This is a genomic window from Vibrio sp. 10N.286.52.C3, assembly GCF_041468865.1.
GTDB lineage: Bacteria > Pseudomonadota > Gammaproteobacteria > Enterobacterales > Vibrionaceae > Vibrio > Vibrio crassostreae_C.
The window spans coordinates 171,818-188,415 of sequence record NZ_JBFRJM010000001.1 but is presented as its reverse complement, the minus strand read 5'-3'; the positions used below and the strand labels follow the sequence as shown (position 1 = coordinate 188,415).

The window sequence follows — 16,598 nt, the reverse complement described above, 5'->3', positions numbered from 1 at the left end:
TTAGATTGTGTGTCGATTAAATGACTTAACCTTGCGGTTTAACCACCAATACATTGATTGGTGAGTTCTGTACTACTTTGCTTGCAACCGAGCCAAGTACCACTTTGTCGATTTTTGAACGCTTATGGCTAGGCATCACGATAAGGTCGGCGCCAAGCTTTTCTGCGTAATCAAGAATCGTCGCGTAGGTTTTACCCTCAGCAACATGAACTTTGTAAACCACTTCATCGTCGATGTGTTTGTCGGCAAACTCTTTGAGCTGATTTTTAACATCAAGCTTCATTTGGTTCGCTGCATCTTTCGGGAAGTAAGACGCCACCATCGACATGTGAATGCCTGGTAGTACGTTCAGAATGTGGATTTCAGCATTGCTGTGTTTTGCGTGCCATACCGCCAGTTCGACTGCCTTATCAGAAAAGCCTTTGTCATTAAGATCAACAGGAACAAGGATTTGTTTATACATGTATTCGTCTCTTTTTAATCAGCGCTAAGCTTTCACTTAGCACTGTAATTATCCTTTCCATGTAATAAAGCCAAATAGCGCTAAGCACTACTCAGCCTTATCCATTACGCGCTAATCTCATCCTTACGAGCACGTCTTCTTTGGTTCATCGCTAAACCAATCAAAATGATCAGAGCTGGTAAGAATACCCACTCTTTCATTGGTCGATCTGCATCTTGGATAACGGATTTGATTTCCCAATCGAAATCAATACCAGCCGCTTCTGCTGGGCTACCGAACTCAACCATATCAACAATCATCTTGCCTTCTGATTCAGTCAGCATTAGACCCATAGAGGCAATACGATCTTCACTTGAGGTCGCAGAATCTTCAAACGGCAGGCGAACTGTCTTTTCAGAATAGTCACCTTCTAAGTTTTCGCCACCCACTCTAAGTTCAAGTGATTGTCCCACATCCAGCTTTTCCGTGATTTGAGCAATCTCAACTCCAGGTGAAAGAACTTTCTCTGGGTAAATCATGTCCCACCAAAAGCCAGGGCGGAAGAAAGTGAAGGTTAATGCAATAAGCAGCACCGTTTCCCACCACTTGTTCTTGGTGAACCACCAACCTTGTGTTGCAGCTGCGAAGATAAGTACCGCAGTCACAGATGAGAAAATCGTTAGTGCTAAGTGCCACCAAGAATCAATGCCCATCAGTAGTAGTTGAGTATTGAAGATGAACATGAAAGGTAGAATTGCGGTACGGATATCATAGGTGAAGCCTTGGATACCAGTACGAATCGGATCTGATTTCGCAATTGCCGCTGCTGCAAACGCCGCGAGACCTACCGGAGGTGTATCATCCGCAAGAATACCGAAGTAGAACACGAATAAGTGAACCGCAATCAATGGAATGATCAAGCCGTGCGCAGCGCCTAGGGTCACGATTACCGGAGCCATCAGCGTTGATACAACGATGTAGTTCGCCGTTGTTGGCAAGCCCATACCTAAGATCAAGCTGATTACTGCAGTGAATAGCAACATAAGAATGATGCTGCCGCCTGAGATAAACTCAACGAAGTCCGTCATTACTAGACCGATACCCGTTAGAGTCACCACGCCTACAACCGTACCTGCAGCCGCTGTCGCGACACCGATACCAATCATGTTACGTGCGCCTGAAACCAAGCTCTCTGCGAGATCAACGAAGCCAGCTTTAGTTTGCTCTGCAAGATCGTCTGATTTGTTCATTAGAGTCATTAACGGACGCTGAGTGATCAGAATGAAGATCATGAACACGGTCGCCCAGAATGCCGACAGACCTGGAGAGAAACGTTCAACTGTTAAACACCAAACAAGCACCACGATAGGCAATAGGAAGTGCAGGCCAGACTTAATTGTTGGACCTGGATCCGGAACTTCTTTGAGATCCGCATCGATTTCCATGCCGCCTTCAGATGCGTATTTTGCTGATACACGAACCAGAGCGACATAAGCGACTAATAGAGCCACCGTTACGATTGGTGTTGCAGCATCGCCAAAGACATCTTTCGTCCAACCGACACCGTAGTAAACTGCGGCACTGATAACACACAGACCTAAAATGGTACCCGTGAAAGACAGTAAGCTTTGTACGATAGTTGGTGTGTGGCGACGAGGTAGGCCAGTCATACCTGCTTTACATGCTTCTAGATGAACAATGTAAATCAGAGCGATGTAAGAGATCAGAGCGGGCAGTAGCGCGGCTTTGATTACTTCTACATACGAAATGCCCACATACTCAACCATCAAGAAGGCTGCTGCACCCATGATAGGTGGTGTTAATTGACCATTGGTTGAAGCCGCGACTTCTACTGCGCCTGCTTTAGTGCCCGGGAAACCAACACGCTTCATTAGCGGGATAGTAAAGGTACCCGTGGTTACCACGTTCGCGATAGATGAACCTGATACCAAACCAGACAGACCTGATGCGACAACGGCTGCTTTCGCTGGGCCGCCTTTCATGTGACCAAGCAGTGAGAATGCAACTTTAATAAAGTAAGCACCGGCGCCAGCACGTTCTAGCATTGCACCAAACAGTACAAACAAGAATACGAATGACGTTGATACGCCAAGTGCCACACCGAATACACCTTCAGTTGTTAGCCACAGATGCGACATTGCCTTGTTCAGGCTCGCACCTTTGTGGGCAATAACGTCCGGCATGTGAGGGCCGCCAAAGGTATAAAGTAGGAATACTGCTGCCACAACCATAAGAGGTGGACCCAAAGCGCGTCGTGTTGCTTCAAGCAGTAAAACCATACCGAATACAGCCGCAACAATATCGAATGTTGTTGGTGCGCCCGATCGCTCAGCGAGTTCAGTATAGAAAATATAGATATAAGAAGCTGAAAAGCTACCTACAAGCGCTAATATCCAATCGACTGCGGGGATGCGATCCCTAGGCGAATTCTTCATGGCTGGATAAGCGGTAAAGGCTAGGAAAATAGCAAACGTAAGGTGAATTGCTCGAGCTTCAGTGTCGTTTAAAATTGCGAAGTTAAAAATGAACGGCAGCGGAGATGCATACCAAAGTTGGAACAGTGACCAACATAGAGGCACAAACCATAAAATACGGCCTTGGATACCACGAGGGCTACGCGCACCAGTATCTGATTGTGCCACCATTTCTTGCACATCTGGAGACGGTGATGTTGTCTGCGTCATGTACTTTATCCTTATTATTGATGGTCTGCCTTTTCTTACGAACAACCAAACGTTATTTATTTCCTATCTAGTGTAGTGAATGGATAGGGAAATGCGTTTTTTGTTCGTCTTTGTCTTAGGCTTGATACGAAGGTAAGTCCTCCAAATTGGAGAAACTTAAAGGGCTGTTCTTTTCACTTAAATTATTTTTATAAAACGTGAAAAGCCAATAAGGAGGGCTAGCCTCCTTATTGGTGTAGTAGGCTTAAAGTAGAGTTACTTTAGAAGGCCCACTTCTTTGTAGTATTTTGCTGCGCCTGGGTGAAGAGGGATAGAGATACCCGCTTTAACCATGTCTTCTTTTTTCAGGTTAGCAAATGCTGGGTGTAGGCGTTTGAAAGTGTCAAAGTTTTCAAATACTGCCTTAGCAACGTTGTATGCAACTTCTTCAGAAACGTCTGAAGTTGTTACCATAGTAGCTGCAACACCGAAGCTGTTTACGTCAGCGTCAGTACCACGGTACATACCAGCAGGAACTGTGCTGTAAGCGTAGTATGGGTTTTCAGCTACGATCTTGTCGATCTGTGGACCTGTTGCTGAAACCAGTTTTGCATCACAAGACGTTGTTGCTTCTTTGATTGATCCGTTCGGGTGACCAACCATGTAGATGAATGCATCAATCTTGTTATCACAAAGTGCTTGTGAACGCTCAGAACCTTTAAGTTCAGAAGCAAGCTTGAAGCTGTCGTTAGTCCAGCCCATAGCGTCCATTACAACACCCATCGTTGCACGGTCACCAGAACCTGGGTTACCAATGTTTACACGCTTACCTGCTAGGTCAGACACATTGTTGATGCCAGCATCAGTACGAGCGATGATGTTGAACGGTTCTGTATGTAGAGAGAACATCGCGCGAAGTTTCTTGTATTCGCCCTGATCTTTGAACTTACTTGTACCGTTGTAGCCGTGGTATTGCCAGTCCGATTGAACAACACCGAAATCTAGTTCACCAGCACGGATGGTGTTAACGTTGTAGATTGAACCACCAGTAGACTCTACAGAACAACGAATGTTGTGGTCTTTGCGGCCCTTGTTCACTAGCTTACAAATCGCACCACCAGTTGGGTAGTAAACACCCGTAACTGAACCAGTACCAATCGTGATGAACTCTTGAGCGTTAACAGCGCCAGCGCCCATTACAGCAGCTGCAATAGCACCAACTTTAATAAGTTTGGTAAATGCCATGAATTTCCCTTCCTTTATTCATTATTAACCCTGAAACAAGTGTAGTTGCTTCAGGAGTTTCCTATTTGGAAACGGCACCTTTTTCAATCCATGTGATGAAAAAGTGGCTGAATAATATCAAAAATTGGCAGAAAATTACTCGAATGTTAAAAGATATAGCTAAAAAATCTAACAAATGATGTCTTGATCTCGTGTTTGATTTGCTACTGAGTTTTTTAAAATCAATGGTTTAGTGTGATTTTGGAAGGGAGGTATGGATATTCTAGGATGTGATTTGGATCACGAAGCAAATAGATACTCGTGATCCATTAATAAGGCTGATAGTTATGAAACAGCGATCAATTATCCAGCGTATTCAAACAGTTCGCACACTGAATCAAACAGTTGCTTAGTGGTAACCGATAACGTTGGAGTAATGAAGATAGTGTCATCACCTGCGACTACGCCCAGTATACCTTCCGACTTACCTAGTGAGTCTAATAAACGAGCAATCAGCTGCGCCGCACCAGGACCTGTGTGTATCACCACCAATGCATTGTTGTGGTCAATATCTAGTACTAATTCTCGTAAAGAGCTAGAAACGGTCGGAACACCTAGCTCAGCAGGAAGACAGTAAACCATCTCCATTTTTGCGTTACGAGTTCGAACGGCACCAAACTTGGTTAACATACGCGAGACTTTAGACTGGTTGATGCTTTCAAAACCTTCGTGTTTTAGGGCATCCACAATTTCGCCTTGTGAGCCAAAACGTTCTTCTTTTAGTAAGGCTTTAAATGCACGAACTAAGTTGTCTTGCTTTTCTGTATTGCGCATATGTCATTCTTATTCATTAACAAAGATGTTTGCATATTTTCGCATACATATTCAATTTTAGCCAAAACATCCCTGTAATTTGTTAGTCATATCACTGTAAATATTTAATAGAATAATGTGTTATTTGCGACGACTTATTTTGTTATTTCAGTCGATTATCGCCATAATGCGAACTTGCTGTGTAGCACGGTTTTATTGACTTGCGCGAAGTCGCAAAGCTAGCGTTAATTGATTGTAATCACTTTGTGATTAATATAGTTTTTTAACTTAGATTTAGCTCAAGAATTACCCTACAAAGAATCTATAAGAGAAAGCTCTCAAGGAGAATAACAATGAAAGTAGCTGTTATTGGTGCCGCTGGTGGCATCGGTCAAGCCCTAGCCCTACTACTTAAGAACCGCCTACCTGCTGGTTCAGATCTTGCACTTTACGACATCGCTCCGGTAACACCGGGTGTTGCTGCCGATCTTAGCCATATCCCAACGCCTGTTTCGATCAAAGGTTACGCGGGTGAAGATCCAACACCAGCACTAGAAGGTGCGGATGTTGTACTTATTTCAGCGGGTGTTGCTCGTAAGCCTGGTATGGATCGTGCGGATCTTTTCAATGTGAACGCTGGCATTGTTAAGTCTCTTGCAGAGAAAATCGCAGTTACTTGTCCGACTGCTTGTGTTGGTATCATTACTAACCCAGTAAACACAACAGTGCCAATCGCGGCTGAAGTACTGAAGAAAGCGGGCGTTTACGACAAGCGTCGTCTATTCGGTATTACGACTCTTGATGTGATTCGTTCTGAAACGTTCGTTGCTGAACTAAAAGACAAAGATCCAGGCGACATCCGTGTTCCTGTTATCGGTGGTCACTCAGGCGTAACGATTCTTCCTCTACTTTCTCAAGTTGAAGGCGTAGAGTTCACTGATGAAGAAATTGCAGCGCTAACGACTCGCATCCAAAATGCAGGTACTGAAGTAGTAGAAGCTAAAGCTGGCGGCGGCAGTGCGACACTGTCTATGGGTCAAGCGGCTTGTCGTTTCGGTCTTGCACTAGTTAAAGCACTTCAAGGTGAAGAAAACGTGATTGAATGTGCATACGTTGAAGGTGAAGGCGAGCACGCTCCATTCTTCGCACAGCCAGTTAAACTAGGCAAAGAGGGCGCTGAAGCGATCCTTAGCTACGGTGAGCTAAGTGACTTCGAACGTAACGCTTTAGATAGCATGCTTGAAACGCTAAATGGTGACATCGAGATTGGTGTTGAATTCGCTAAATAAGCGAAACGCTATTTAACTCAGACTTAAGCTAATTAATAAGGGCCGGTCATTATGATCGGCTTTTTTGATCCTGAAGTTCAAGCTACTCGTATTTAGCTTTACAATTAATGTGAAGGTAAATGTTATGGCTACTGTTCAGAAGGGTATGAATGTCGAATATTTGGGGCACTTAGGAAAAGTATTGGTAATTGATGAGCAAGAGCAGTACGCGCTAGTAGAGACTTACAACGGGCATGAGCAGTACGCGGTGCCAATGGAAGAGCTTGAAGAGATTGAAGCACAACTGCCGTTATCATTAGAAGCCAGTCGATATTGAATTTGGCTCACCTACAAATATTTGTTGAAAACCAAAAAAAAGAGCCCTGAGGCTCTTTTTGTTATTTATATAGAAGCTAGAAGCGAGTTGTCTATTAACCTGCTTACTTACTGCGTTTAACAGCTAAGTGTGCGAGCGTGGTTAGCGCTTGCTTATATTCTGAGTCAGGAAGTACAGAAAGCTCAGCGATGGCTTTATCGGCCTCTTCGTAGGCTTTATTTGTTGTGTACTCTAAAGAGCCTGTCTCTTTCATTACAGCCATAATATCGTCAAGACGTTCCATGCCGTTCGCTTTCTCAATCGCTTCACGAATCATGCTTGCTTGTTCAGGAGAGCCATTATGCATTGCGTAAAGTAGAGGCAGTGTTGGTTTGCCTTCGGCTAGATCGTCACCAACGTTTTTACCCATCTCTTTACCATCTGCAGTGTAATCCATCACATCGTCAATCAGTTGGAAAGCGGTGCCTAGGTATTTACCATAGTTCTGCATTGCTGTTTCGATCTCTGGTGATGACTCAGTAAGAATCGCACCGATTTGGGTCGCAGCTTCGAACAAACGAGCAGTCTTAGAGTAGATCACCTGCATGTAGCTTTCTTCTGTGGTGTCTGGGTTATTGCAGTTCATTAATTGTTGAACTTCACCCTCGGCAATCACGTTTACCGCTTCACTCATTAGCTCAAGGATCTTTAAAGATCCTAGCGTTGTCATCATTTGGAATGAGCGTGTGTAGATAAAGTCACCCACCAAAACGCTAGCGGCATTACCAAAAGCGGCATTGGCCGTCGCTTTACCGCGTCTCATGTCTGATTCATCGACAACATCGTCGTGAAGCAGGGTTGCGGTGTGAATAAACTCGATAAAGGCTGCAGAGGTGATATGAGCTTCACCTTGATAACCAAGTGCGCGAGCAGATAAAAGAGCAAGCAAAGGGCGTAGGCGTTTGCCACCACCGCTAACGATATAAAAACCAAGCTGGTTGATTAAACTTACGTCAGAATTAAGTTGGGCTTGAATTGTTTCATTCACTTTTGCCATATCATTGGCAGTAAGCGTTTGGATAGCTTTAAAATCCATTGTTCATCCGGCTGAAGTTAGACCCTGTAAGGCTTATACGTTGTATTTAATTGTTGAATAATACACTAAAAAACGTTGATTAATACATCGCTAAAGGGCATGATTGCCGCACTTTTCTTTGGCGAACAGGTTTTCGCCAATTTTTTAAAAATATGGCTTGTCATAGCGCCATGATTCCCGTAGAATCTGCGCCCTATTGATTAGTTTAGCGCACACCCGAGTTGTACAATTAACAACCATAGGCTGTGCGGAAAAAGCGGAGTAAAATATGTACGCTGTTTTCCAATCTGGTGGCAAACAACACCGAGTAAGCGAAGGTCAAACACTTCGTTTAGAGAAATTAGACGTTGAAACTGGTGCAACTGTTGAATTTGATAAAGTTCTTCTTGTTGCTAACGGCGAAGAAATCGCTGTTGGTGCACCTCTTGTTGAAGGTGGCAAGGTTACTGCAGAAGTAGTACAACACGGTCGTGGCGATAAAGTAAAAATCGTTAAGTTCCGTCGTCGTAAGCACTCGCGTAAGCAAGCTGGTCACCGTCAGTGGTTCACTGAAGTGAAAATCACTGGCATTAACGCTTAAGTATTAGGAGAGTTTAACAATGGCACATAAAAAAGCTGGCGGTTCTACTAATAACGGCCGCGATTCAGAAAGCAAACGTCTTGGTGTTAAGCGTTTTGGTGGTGAATCTGTTCTTGCAGGTAACATCATCGTTCGTCAACGTGGTACTAAGTTCCACGCTGGCACAAACGTTGGCATCGGTAAAGACCACACTCTTTTCGCTCTTACTGAAGGTAAAGTGAAATTTGCTGTTAAAGGTCCTAAAAACCGTAAGTTTGTAAGCATCGAAGCTGAGTAATTTAATCTTTAACTAGATTATTTTATTAGCTTTCAAGCTGAATTCAAAAGCCCTGCCGATTCGGCAGGGTTTTTTATTTATAGCAAGAATAAAAAAGCAGACGCTCTTGTTTTGGTTTTGAGAAGCCGTTTTATTTTTTGATAAACAGATTAGTTTTTAAGAAATAAGAAGCAAAGAACCTCTCCTTATTTGTTCCTTGGTTGCAGGTCGGCCTAGATCTTAGGTGATCGATCTAAACACGGATCTGCTAGAATTTATATCACTCCTTGATGAGTGGTAACGCAACGTAAGTGCGGAGTTAAAAAATGAAATTCGTTGATGAAGCGGTAGTAAAAATAGAAGCCGGTGATGGCGGTAATGGTACAGTTAGCTTTTGGCGCGAAAAATTCGTCGCTAAAGGTGGTCCTGATGGCGGCGACGGTGGTGACGGCGGTGATGTTTACATCCAAGCGGATGAGAACTTAAACACACTGATCGATTACCGTTTCCAACGTTTTTACAATGCAGAGCGTGGCGAGAATGGTCGCGGCGGTAACTGTACTGGTAAACGTGGTAAAGACATTACGCTGAAAGTACCAGTTGGTACGCGTGCAGTTGATATCCACACCAACGAAATCGTTGCTGAAGTTGCTGAACACGGCAAGAAAGTAATGGTTGGTAAAGGTGGTTGGCACGGTCTTGGTAACACGCGTTTTAAATCGTCTGTTAACCGCGCTCCTCGTCAAAAGACAATGGGTACTAAAGGCGAAGTTCGTGAACTGCGTTTAGAGCTTCTTCTATTAGCTGACGTTGGTATGCTTGGCCTACCAAACGCAGGTAAATCTACTTTTATTCGTTCAGTATCTGCTGCGAAACCAAAAGTGGCTGATTACCCGTTCACTACTTTGATCCCAAGCTTGGGTGTGGTAAGTGTTGTCCCTGAAAAGAGCTTCGTTGTTGCCGATATCCCAGGACTAATCGAAGGCGCAGCTGATGGCGCTGGCCTTGGTATCCGATTCCTTAAGCACCTTGAGCGTTGTCGTGTTCTTCTGCATATGATCGACATTATGCCGATCGATCAATCTGATCCTATTCAGAATGCACTAACGATCATCGATGAGCTTGAGCAATACAGTGAAAAAGTTTCACAAAAACCTCGCTGGTTAGTGTTCAATAAAGTTGACCTAATGCCAGAAGACGAAGCAGACGAAAAGATTCAAGAAATCATCGATGCTTTGGGCTGGGAAGGCGAGTACTTCAAGATCTCTGCTGTGAATAAAATCGGCACCAAAGATCTTTGCTTCAAACTAGGTGAGTTTATGGAAAACCTACCTCGTGAAGTTGTAGAAGTTGAAGAAGAAGAAAAAGTAGACTTTATGTGGGATGACTACCATAAAGATGCGATGAGCGGTAAGAATGTCGTTACTGAAGATGACGACGATTGGGACGATTGGGATGACGAAGAGGATGACGGCCATGTTATCTATGTTCGTGACTAATCCTCTTAGTTTCTCATAACGCATCGGTCGCTTCTTACAAGTACACTGATAGTTTTATTAAACCGCAATGAAAATTGCGGTTTTTTTGTATCTAAATCATGACGTCTTACTGTTTTTTATGCAAAATTTATCTTTAGATAATTAACGCCTATGGGAAGGAAATCATGGCATCAAAGCAAAGAGCGATCTCAAGACTCGTCGCTCAATCAGGACAAATGTTATTGGCGCACGGGGCAGAGAGCACACTGGTCGGCGATATCATGCGTCGCATCGGTATTGCTTGTGGGGTGAATGAGGTTGAAGTCGCACTGTCAGCCAATGCGCTTGTTGTAACTACCGTAATGGATGATCACTGTATTACCACTACTCGAAGTTGTGCTGATCGTGGCATTAACATGCAGGTTATCACCGACATTCAACGCATTTGCATCATGATGGAGAAGGGAATTCTCGATTATGATTTGGCGTATAAAAAGATTCAAAACATCAGCCCCGAGCGCTACAACCGTTGGTTAGTGGTTGTGATGATAGGGTTGTCGTGCGCCTCTTTTAGCCACCTTGCGGGCGGAGACTGGCAAGTCTTCATGATGACTTTTATTGCTTCAGCTTGCGGTATGATCGTCAGGCAAGAGATTGGGCACCGCCATTTCAATCCGCTATTAAACTTTGCTATCACAGCATTCGTTACCACGACCATTTCAGCTCAAGCCGTACTTTACAATATTGGCGGCCAACCCACGATCGTGATGGCTTCATCTGTATTAATGTTAGTACCTGGTTTTCCTCTGATTAACTCCGTCGCTGATATGCTTAAAGGCCATATTAATATGGGGTTAGCGCGCTTTACCATGGCCAGCTTATTAACTCTGGCGACGAGCTTGGGCATTGTCGCGGCGATGAGTCTATCAGATGTTTGGGGGTGGGCAAGCTAATGAGTATTTTCGAACTGTTTTTAGGTCTGCTCAACGATATGTTTTTCGCCGCTATTCCTGCGGTTGGGTTTGCATTGGTGTTTAACGTTCCGCAACGTGCTTTAATTTATTGTGCACTCGGTGGTTCTATCGGTCATGGTAGCCGGTATCTGATGATGCACTTTGGTATTCCAATCGAATGGGCGACGTTCTTCGCCGCAACCGTGGTTGGTATGATAGGGGTTCATTGGTCACATAAACTGTTAGCACATCCGAAGGTGTTTACGGTTGCAGCTCTAATTCCTATGGTGCCAGGTGTGTTCGCCTTCAAGGCGATGATTGCGATGGTGGAGATTAACAGGGCAGGCTACACGCCTGAGTTGTTGGCAATGTTGATGGAGAACTTTTTAAAATCGATGTTCATTATCGCAGGGTTGGCGGTTGGCTTAGCTGTGCCAGGGCTGTTATTCTATCGCCGTAGACCTATCGTTTAGCGTTAATTTTCTTTTTAGGGACAGGACTTTCGATTTATGATCATCAGCATGATAGCGGCAATGGCAAACAACCGTATAATTGGTAAAGACAATCAGATGCCTTGGCATTTACCTGCGGATTTTGCATGGTTTAAACGCTCGACTATGGGTAAACCAGTCGTGATGGGACGTAAGACCTACGATTCTATTGGACGCCCTTTGCCGGGTCGGTTGAATGTCGTAATCAGCCGTGATGAGAGTTTAAAGATTGAAGGTGTAACGACGGTAACTTCTATTGAACAGGCTCTAGAGCTACTCAGTGATGTTGAAGAGGTGATGATCATTGGTGGCGGCTCTATTTATGAGAGCTGCTTACCTAAAGCGGACAAGTTGTATCTGACTTACATCGATTTCGCCGTCGATGGAGATACACAATTTCCTGACTGGGGTGAAGGTTGGAAGCAGAGCTTTAACGAGAGCTATCAAGCTGACGAGAAAAACAAACACAACATGGAGTTTGTGATTCTCGAGCGTTAACTGTGGTTATCAATAGCTAGTCTCTGAAAAATGCTTGCGTTACCCTACCAAGGTAGCGCAAGTTTCTCGTATCTTTATAGCGCTTTCTGAGTGAAAAACTGTTTATCTTCCCAGCGAAGAATTGTCAATTCACCTCCCCAGACGCATCCAGTATCAAGTCCAATTACGTCTTTTCCGTTATAGCCTTCAAGCGCAGCCCAGTGTCCAAAAACAACGGTTTTATCGAGCTTTATGCGTTGCGGAAGGTCAAACCATGGCACTAATGGTTCATCGGTAATCTCATTCGGTGGTAGCTTACATGCCATGTCGAGACGGCCATCTTCAAAACAGAAACGCATTCTTGTCAGGCTATTGATCGCATAGCGATAGCGCTCAATATCATGTAAATCCTGATGCCATAAATCAGGCGCGTTGCTGTACATGTTTTCGATTAGCCATTGCCATTTATCGGACTTTAACAAGGATACGATCTCTCGATTTTCAACACGTGCTCTTTCTAGATTCCACTGCGGTGAGATACCCGCATGGCACATCACGAACTCTGGGTGTTCTTGAAGCAAAGGCTGTTGTCTTAACCATTCGATTAGCAGTTCACGATCTTCAGCATCAAGAATCGCTTGAGTCTTATCTTTTGGTTTCGCTGGAAATAGTCCTAAGGACACCGCCAGAAGATGTAAGTCGTGGTTGCCTAATACAACCTTAGCTGCGTCACCAAGGTTACGAATAAAGCGTAACGTCTCCAATGATTTAGGGCCTCGAGCAACTAAGTCTCCGGCGACCCATAAAGTATCTTGGTGTTTATCAAAGTTAATTTTTTCAAGTAGTCCTTGAAGTTCGTCGAAGCACCCTTGGATGTCTCCGACAATGTAATTCGACACAATAATTTCCTGTAGATACGGATGTACGGCTAATTAAGAATATTAGGGATTGCGAGTCTGAATGGGTCAACTTCGGTAATAAAATCAATGCCCTTGTTATCGGTCATCACATAGTGACCTTGCATAACGCCAACAGGGGTTTCGATGACCGTACCACTTGTGTAGGTGTACTCGTCGTTGGCTTCAATCACGGGTTGTTGGCCAACTACACCATCACCCTCAATGGTGAGCTGCTTGCCGTTAGAGTCGGTAATTAACCAGCGGCGAGACATAAGTTGCACCGTTGTTTTACTTAGATTTTTGATGGTAATAATGTAGGCGAAGACATAACGATTCTTCGTTGGCTCAGATTGTTCTTCTATGTACTTAGAGTGAACCTGGCATTTGATACAAGGCGTAGATATATCCATATTCGCACCTTTTGTTGTTGATATACTTAATGTAATTAAAGTATTACATAAAAAAGGCTCCTAACCGAAGTGTAGGAGCCTTTTTTATTTATTTGTCAGCGTTATGACTGTCGTACAACCAGTTTGCCATGTCGACAAACTGCTCGAGCGTTAAGTTCTCAGGACGCATGCTTGGGTTGATACCTAGCTCTTCAAGCACTTCCTTATCGATTAAGCTCTTGTAGCAGTTACGAACTGTTTTACGACGTTGGTTAAAGCCTTCACGACATACGCGATCTAGCCATTTCAGATCTTTTGCCGGATAAGGCAGCACTTCGTATGGCTGTAGGCGCACGACTGCTGAGTCTACTTTCGGTGGCGGAACGAAGGCCGTTGGTGGAACTTCTAACACAGGCGTTACTTTACAGTAGTATTGAGCCATTACAGTAAGACGACCGTAAGCTTTACTGCCAGGGCCAGCAGCTAGACGGTTAACCACTTCTTTTTGAAGCATAAAGTGCATGTCTTGCACGTCTTTATGGAATTCAAAAAGGTGGAACATCAATGGTGTAGAGATGTTGTATGGCAAGTTACCGAAGATACGTAGCTTATTGTTTGGCTTAACCAGTTCTTGGAAGTCAAACTTCATCGCATCACCTTCACGGATCGTTAGCTTATCAGCCAGATCTGGATGGTTACGAAGACGTTCTGCAAGGTCTCTATCCAATTCGATAACAGTAAATTTATCGACAAGCTTACCCACAGGCTCAGTAATTGCGCCTAGACCAGGACCGATCTCTACCAAGTTTTGACCTGGTAGTGGGTTAATACTCGATACGATGCCATCAATAATGTATGGATCGTTAAGGAAGTTTTGACCAAAACGTTTACGCGCTTTGTGCCCTAAGTGGACATCATTTCTCATTGCTTTTTCTCTACTAATTCAATGGCGTGCGTGAGCGCTGTTCTAAAGCTCCCTGTATCGGCTTGGCCTTTCCCTGCCAAGTCTAAGGCGGTACCGTGGTCGACTGATGTGCGAATAAACGGTAAGCCAAGCGTGATGTTCACTGAGCGACCAAACCCTTTGTATTTCAATACCGGGAGTACTTGGTCGTGATACATACCTAAAACAGCATCTGCATCTTGCAAATATTTTTCATTAAAGATGGTGTCTGCTGGCAATGGGCCAACTAAATTGATGCCATCTTCTTGGCGAATTTTTTCTAGCGTCGGGGTGATGGTTTCAATCTCTTCACGCCCTAAACAACCATCTTCACCAGCATGTGGATTCAAGCCACACACATAGATAGTTGGTTTCTCAATAGCAAATTTTTCAACCAAGTCTTTATTTAGAATAGCAATAATTTGCTCTAATCTGTCTTCGGTCACAGCTTGAGATACATAAGCTAGTGGGATGTGCGTTGTTACTAGCGCAACACGCAGCCCTTCAGTTGCCAACATCATCACCACCAGTGGTGTATTGGACTTCTCTGCAAAGAACTCGGTATGGCCGCTAAAAGCAACGCCAGCTCGGTTAATTACACCCTTGTGAACGGGGCCGGTGACAATAGCATCAAATTCATCATTCATACAGCCAATTGCTGCGGTTTCTAAAGTATTTAATACGTAATGACCATTAGCCTCATTGAGTTGACCTGCAACTGCCGTTTCAGCAAGTGGAACGTGTTTCACTACCAGTGTGCCAGCGCGTTGCGGTTGCTTAGCTGCATTTGCATCGTAGTCCAGAAGATCGACTTCGATACCAAGAATTTTAGCTCGCTCGGATAGCAGTGTTTTATCAGCACAAACCACGAGTTGATGAGGCCAACTTTCTTGAGATAGAGCCAAAGTTAAATCTGGGCCTATCCCTGCTGGTTCACCTGCGGTTATGACAATACGTTTAGTTGTTGTCATCTTGGTCGTCCTCAACCATCTCAACAAAGGCACTTGCTCTTACTTCTTGTAGCCAAGCACCAGCTTCTTCGTTGAATTTACGGTTAAATAGAATTTGGTAAGCTTTGTTTTTCAAAGCTGAATCGGTACGGTCGACTTCGCGACGGTCTAGTACTTCAACAATGTGCCAACCGTGTACGGTTTTGAATGGCGCACTGATTTTGCCTTCTGGTAGCGTTTCTACTTGGTGTTTGAATTCTGGTACATACAAATCTGGTGTTTGGTAGCCTAGCTCACCATCTTGTACTGCAGAACCTGGATCTTGGCTGTATTGCTGTGCAAGGTCGCCAAAGCTCGCTTCACCTGTGTTTACGCGGCGCGTGATCTCTTCAAGTTGTTCTTTCGCGCCATCGTCACTCAAGATTACGGTTGGCTTAATCAAGATATGACGAGCATTCACTTCCGTTACTGCTACGGTTTCTAAGCCTTTCACATCTTCAATTTTTAGAATGTGGAAACCTACACCGCTACGGAAAGGACCGATGATGCTGCCTTTATTTTGCATTTTGATCTGGTCAGCAAAAATGGTTGGCATCTCTTCTTTACGCATCCAACCCCAATCACCACCTTGCAGCGCTTTAGGACCCTTAGAGTAAGTATATGCCATGGTGCTGAAATCTTTGCCTGAGTTCAGTTCTTCAACCAGTTCAGTAGCTTGAGCTTCTAACTCTTCTTTGGTTTGGTCATCATTAAAGCGCAGTTGAATGTGGCCAATTTTATATTGAACGGTCGCGTTAGTCTCTTGCGCTAAGATATCTGCTAGGTTATCAACTTCCGCAGGAAGAATATTGATACGGCGACGAACTAAGGCGTTACGAGCTTCACTTGCTGCAATCTCTTTTCTTACTTGCTCTCGAAATGCATTGTAGCTAAGGCCTTCTTCAGCAACCGATGCGGTAAGTTGTTCTACCGTTTGGTTGTTGTCTTTAGCGATACCTTCAATTGCTTGATCAAGTCGAGCATCATCAATACGAACACCGATACGTTCTGCTTCTTGAGTTTGAATAGTATCGATGATCAGTTTTTCTAGTACTTGCTCATTGAGCACATCTTGCGATGGCAGTGTTTGACCGCTTTTTTTTGCGTTGGCACGCAGTGTCTTCATCGAAGCATCGATGTCGCTTTGTAAGATAACGCCTTCGTTAACGATAACTTTTACGCTGTCTAGCTCAACCGGTGCTGCAAAGCTTGTTGATAAAGTACAAGTCGCTGCAATAGCAATTAATGTGCGTTTCCACAATGTCATGTGTAATCCTTTAAATTTACTGATGTGTTATCA

The 16,598-nt window shown here is 44.1% G+C and carries 18 protein-coding genes; 8 read left to right on the top strand and 10 right to left on the bottom strand.

Annotation, left to right across the window (positions count from 1 at the left end; genetic code table 11):
• Positions 1 to 25: 25 nt before the first annotated feature.
• The 4 genes from AB4138_RS00780 to argR all read right to left on the bottom strand — a co-directional run bounded on the left by AB4138_RS00780 (position 26) and on the right by argR (position 5,184).
• Positions 26 to 463: a universal stress protein gene (locus AB4138_RS00780; protein ID WP_004740830.1), complete on the bottom strand. Its 438-nt coding sequence runs from the start codon at positions 461 to 463 to the stop codon at positions 26 to 28.
• A 104-nt stretch (positions 464 to 567) separates the two neighbouring features.
• Positions 568 to 3,147 carry a TRAP transporter permease gene (locus AB4138_RS00775; protein ID WP_065584689.1) on the bottom strand — a complete coding sequence of 860 codons (2,580 nt, stop codon included), beginning with the start codon at positions 3,145 to 3,147 and terminating at the stop codon, positions 568 to 570.
• 255 nt (positions 3,148 to 3,402) lie between these two features.
• Positions 3,403 to 4,371 carry a TAXI family TRAP transporter solute-binding subunit gene (locus tag AB4138_RS00770; protein WP_017061374.1) on the bottom strand — a complete coding sequence of 323 codons (969 nt, stop codon included), beginning with the start codon at positions 4,369 to 4,371 and terminating at the stop codon, positions 3,403 to 3,405.
• Positions 4,372 to 4,713: 342 nt separating this feature from the next.
• Positions 4,714 to 5,184, bottom strand: coding sequence for a transcriptional regulator ArgR (gene argR / locus AB4138_RS00765; protein ID WP_004740827.1), 471 nt, complete (start codon positions 5,182 to 5,184; stop codon positions 4,714 to 4,716).
• A 332-nt stretch (positions 5,185 to 5,516) separates the two neighbouring features.
• Between argR and mdh the strand changes: the two genes are divergently transcribed.
• Both mdh and AB4138_RS00755 read left to right on the top strand, forming a co-directional pair.
• On the top strand, positions 5,517 to 6,452 hold the full coding sequence (gene mdh, locus AB4138_RS00760) for a malate dehydrogenase (RefSeq protein WP_009847834.1): 936 nt from the start codon (positions 5,517 to 5,519) through the stop codon (positions 6,450 to 6,452).
• 124 nt (positions 6,453 to 6,576) lie between these two features.
• Positions 6,577 to 6,768 (top strand): hypothetical protein, encoded by a 192-nt coding sequence (locus tag AB4138_RS00755; protein ID WP_017061375.1) that lies wholly within the window; start codon positions 6,577 to 6,579, stop codon positions 6,766 to 6,768.
• 103 nt (positions 6,769 to 6,871) lie between these two features.
• On the opposite strand, the gene ispB is transcribed toward AB4138_RS00755, so the two are convergent.
• The gene (gene ispB, locus AB4138_RS00750) at positions 6,872 to 7,843 is read right to left on the bottom strand and encodes an octaprenyl diphosphate synthase (RefSeq protein WP_017061376.1); all 972 of its coding nucleotides are present in this window, start codon (positions 7,841 to 7,843) and stop codon (positions 6,872 to 6,874) included.
• Positions 7,844 to 8,111: 268 nt separating this feature from the next.
• Between ispB and rplU the strand changes: the two genes are divergently transcribed.
• The 6 genes from rplU to folA all read left to right on the top strand — a co-directional run bounded on the left by rplU (position 8,112) and on the right by folA (position 12,099).
• Entirely contained in the window at positions 8,112 to 8,423 is a 312-nt protein-coding gene (rplU, locus tag AB4138_RS00745) for a 50S ribosomal protein L21 (protein ID WP_004740823.1), read from the top strand.
• A gap of 19 nt (positions 8,424 to 8,442) precedes the next feature.
• The gene (gene rpmA, locus AB4138_RS00740) at positions 8,443 to 8,700 is read left to right on the top strand and encodes a 50S ribosomal protein L27 (RefSeq protein ID WP_004735905.1); all 258 of its coding nucleotides are present in this window, start codon (positions 8,443 to 8,445) and stop codon (positions 8,698 to 8,700) included.
• Positions 8,701 to 9,005: 305 nt separating this feature from the next.
• Positions 9,006 to 10,178, top strand: a complete 1,173-nt coding sequence (gene cgtA, locus AB4138_RS00735) for an Obg family GTPase CgtA (RefSeq protein WP_017061377.1) — start codon at positions 9,006 to 9,008, stop codon at positions 10,176 to 10,178.
• A 164-nt stretch (positions 10,179 to 10,342) separates the two neighbouring features.
• Positions 10,343 to 11,110 (top strand): threonine/serine exporter ThrE family protein, encoded by a 768-nt coding sequence (locus tag AB4138_RS00730; RefSeq protein ID WP_017061378.1) that lies wholly within the window; start codon positions 10,343 to 10,345, stop codon positions 11,108 to 11,110.
• Complete coding sequence (locus AB4138_RS00725; RefSeq protein ID WP_017062945.1) at positions 11,110 to 11,583, top strand: threonine/serine exporter family protein; 474 nt, start codon at positions 11,110 to 11,112, stop codon at positions 11,581 to 11,583. The genes AB4138_RS00730 and AB4138_RS00725 overlap by 1 nt, the downstream gene beginning before the upstream one ends.
• 36 nt (positions 11,584 to 11,619) lie before the next feature.
• Entirely contained in the window at positions 11,620 to 12,099 is a 480-nt protein-coding gene (gene folA, locus AB4138_RS00720) for a type 3 dihydrofolate reductase (protein ID WP_017062944.1), read from the top strand.
• A gap of 74 nt (positions 12,100 to 12,173) precedes the next feature.
• Here the strand turns inward: folA and AB4138_RS00715 are convergent, their stop codons facing one another.
• From AB4138_RS00715 to surA, 5 genes are all read right to left on the bottom strand, one after another.
• Positions 12,174 to 12,977, bottom strand: a complete 804-nt coding sequence (locus AB4138_RS00715) for a symmetrical bis(5'-nucleosyl)-tetraphosphatase (RefSeq protein ID WP_017062943.1) — start codon at positions 12,975 to 12,977, stop codon at positions 12,174 to 12,176.
• A gap of 29 nt (positions 12,978 to 13,006) precedes the next feature.
• A complete protein-coding gene (gene apaG / locus AB4138_RS00710; protein WP_004735899.1) occupies positions 13,007 to 13,387 on the bottom strand; it encodes a Co2+/Mg2+ efflux protein ApaG in 381 nt (126 codons plus the stop codon).
• Between the two features lie 88 nt (positions 13,388 to 13,475).
• Positions 13,476 to 14,291, bottom strand: a complete 816-nt coding sequence (gene rsmA / locus AB4138_RS00705) for a 16S rRNA (adenine(1518)-N(6)/adenine(1519)-N(6))-dimethyltransferase RsmA (RefSeq protein WP_017062942.1) — start codon at positions 14,289 to 14,291, stop codon at positions 13,476 to 13,478.
• Complete coding sequence (gene pdxA / locus AB4138_RS00700; RefSeq protein ID WP_102398245.1) at positions 14,288 to 15,280, bottom strand: 4-hydroxythreonine-4-phosphate dehydrogenase PdxA; 993 nt, start codon at positions 15,278 to 15,280, stop codon at positions 14,288 to 14,290. Before pdxA ends, rsmA begins: the two co-directional genes overlap by 4 nt.
• Entirely contained in the window at positions 15,267 to 16,565 is a 1,299-nt protein-coding gene (gene surA, locus AB4138_RS00695) for a peptidylprolyl isomerase SurA (RefSeq protein ID WP_065584690.1), read from the bottom strand. Before surA ends, pdxA begins: the two co-directional genes overlap by 14 nt.
• Positions 16,566 to 16,598 lie beyond the last annotated feature (33 nt).

Bases quoted from the DNA above. Each gene is read 5' to 3' on its own strand.
- surA (WP_065584690.1), bottom strand. From the start codon at position 16,565: ATGACATTGTGGAAACGCACATTAATTGCTATTGCAGCGACTTGTACT.
- ispB (WP_017061376.1), bottom strand. From the start codon at position 7,843: ATGGATTTTAAAGCTATCCAAACGCTTACTGCCAATGATATGGCAAAA.
- pdxA (WP_102398245.1), bottom strand. From the start codon at position 15,280: ATGACAACAACTAAACGTATTGTCATAACCGCAGGTGAACCAGCAGGG.
- AB4138_RS00730 (WP_017061378.1), top strand. From the start codon at position 10,343: ATGGCATCAAAGCAAAGAGCGATCTCAAGACTCGTCGCTCAATCAGGA.
- rplU (WP_004740823.1), top strand. From the start codon at position 8,112: ATGTACGCTGTTTTCCAATCTGGTGGCAAACAACACCGAGTAAGCGAA.
- AB4138_RS00780 (WP_004740830.1), bottom strand. From the start codon at position 463: ATGTATAAACAAATCCTTGTTCCTGTTGATCTTAATGACAAAGGCTTT.
- cgtA (WP_017061377.1), top strand. From the start codon at position 9,006: ATGAAATTCGTTGATGAAGCGGTAGTAAAAATAGAAGCCGGTGATGGC.
- mdh (WP_009847834.1), top strand. From the start codon at position 5,517: ATGAAAGTAGCTGTTATTGGTGCCGCTGGTGGCATCGGTCAAGCCCTA.
- rsmA (WP_017062942.1), bottom strand. From the start codon at position 14,291: ATGAGAAATGATGTCCACTTAGGGCACAAAGCGCGTAAACGTTTTGGT.
- rpmA (WP_004735905.1), top strand. From the start codon at position 8,443: ATGGCACATAAAAAAGCTGGCGGTTCTACTAATAACGGCCGCGATTCA.
- apaG (WP_004735899.1), bottom strand. From the start codon at position 13,387: ATGGATATATCTACGCCTTGTATCAAATGCCAGGTTCACTCTAAGTAC.
- AB4138_RS00725 (WP_017062945.1), top strand. From the start codon at position 11,110: ATGAGTATTTTCGAACTGTTTTTAGGTCTGCTCAACGATATGTTTTTC.
- folA (WP_017062944.1), top strand. From the start codon at position 11,620: ATGATCATCAGCATGATAGCGGCAATGGCAAACAACCGTATAATTGGT.
- AB4138_RS00770 (WP_017061374.1), bottom strand. From the start codon at position 4,371: ATGGCATTTACCAAACTTATTAAAGTTGGTGCTATTGCAGCTGCTGTA.
- AB4138_RS00775 (WP_065584689.1), bottom strand. From the start codon at position 3,147: ATGACGCAGACAACATCACCGTCTCCAGATGTGCAAGAAATGGTGGCA.
- AB4138_RS00755 (WP_017061375.1), top strand. From the start codon at position 6,577: ATGGCTACTGTTCAGAAGGGTATGAATGTCGAATATTTGGGGCACTTA.
- argR (WP_004740827.1), bottom strand. From the start codon at position 5,184: ATGCGCAATACAGAAAAGCAAGACAACTTAGTTCGTGCATTTAAAGCC.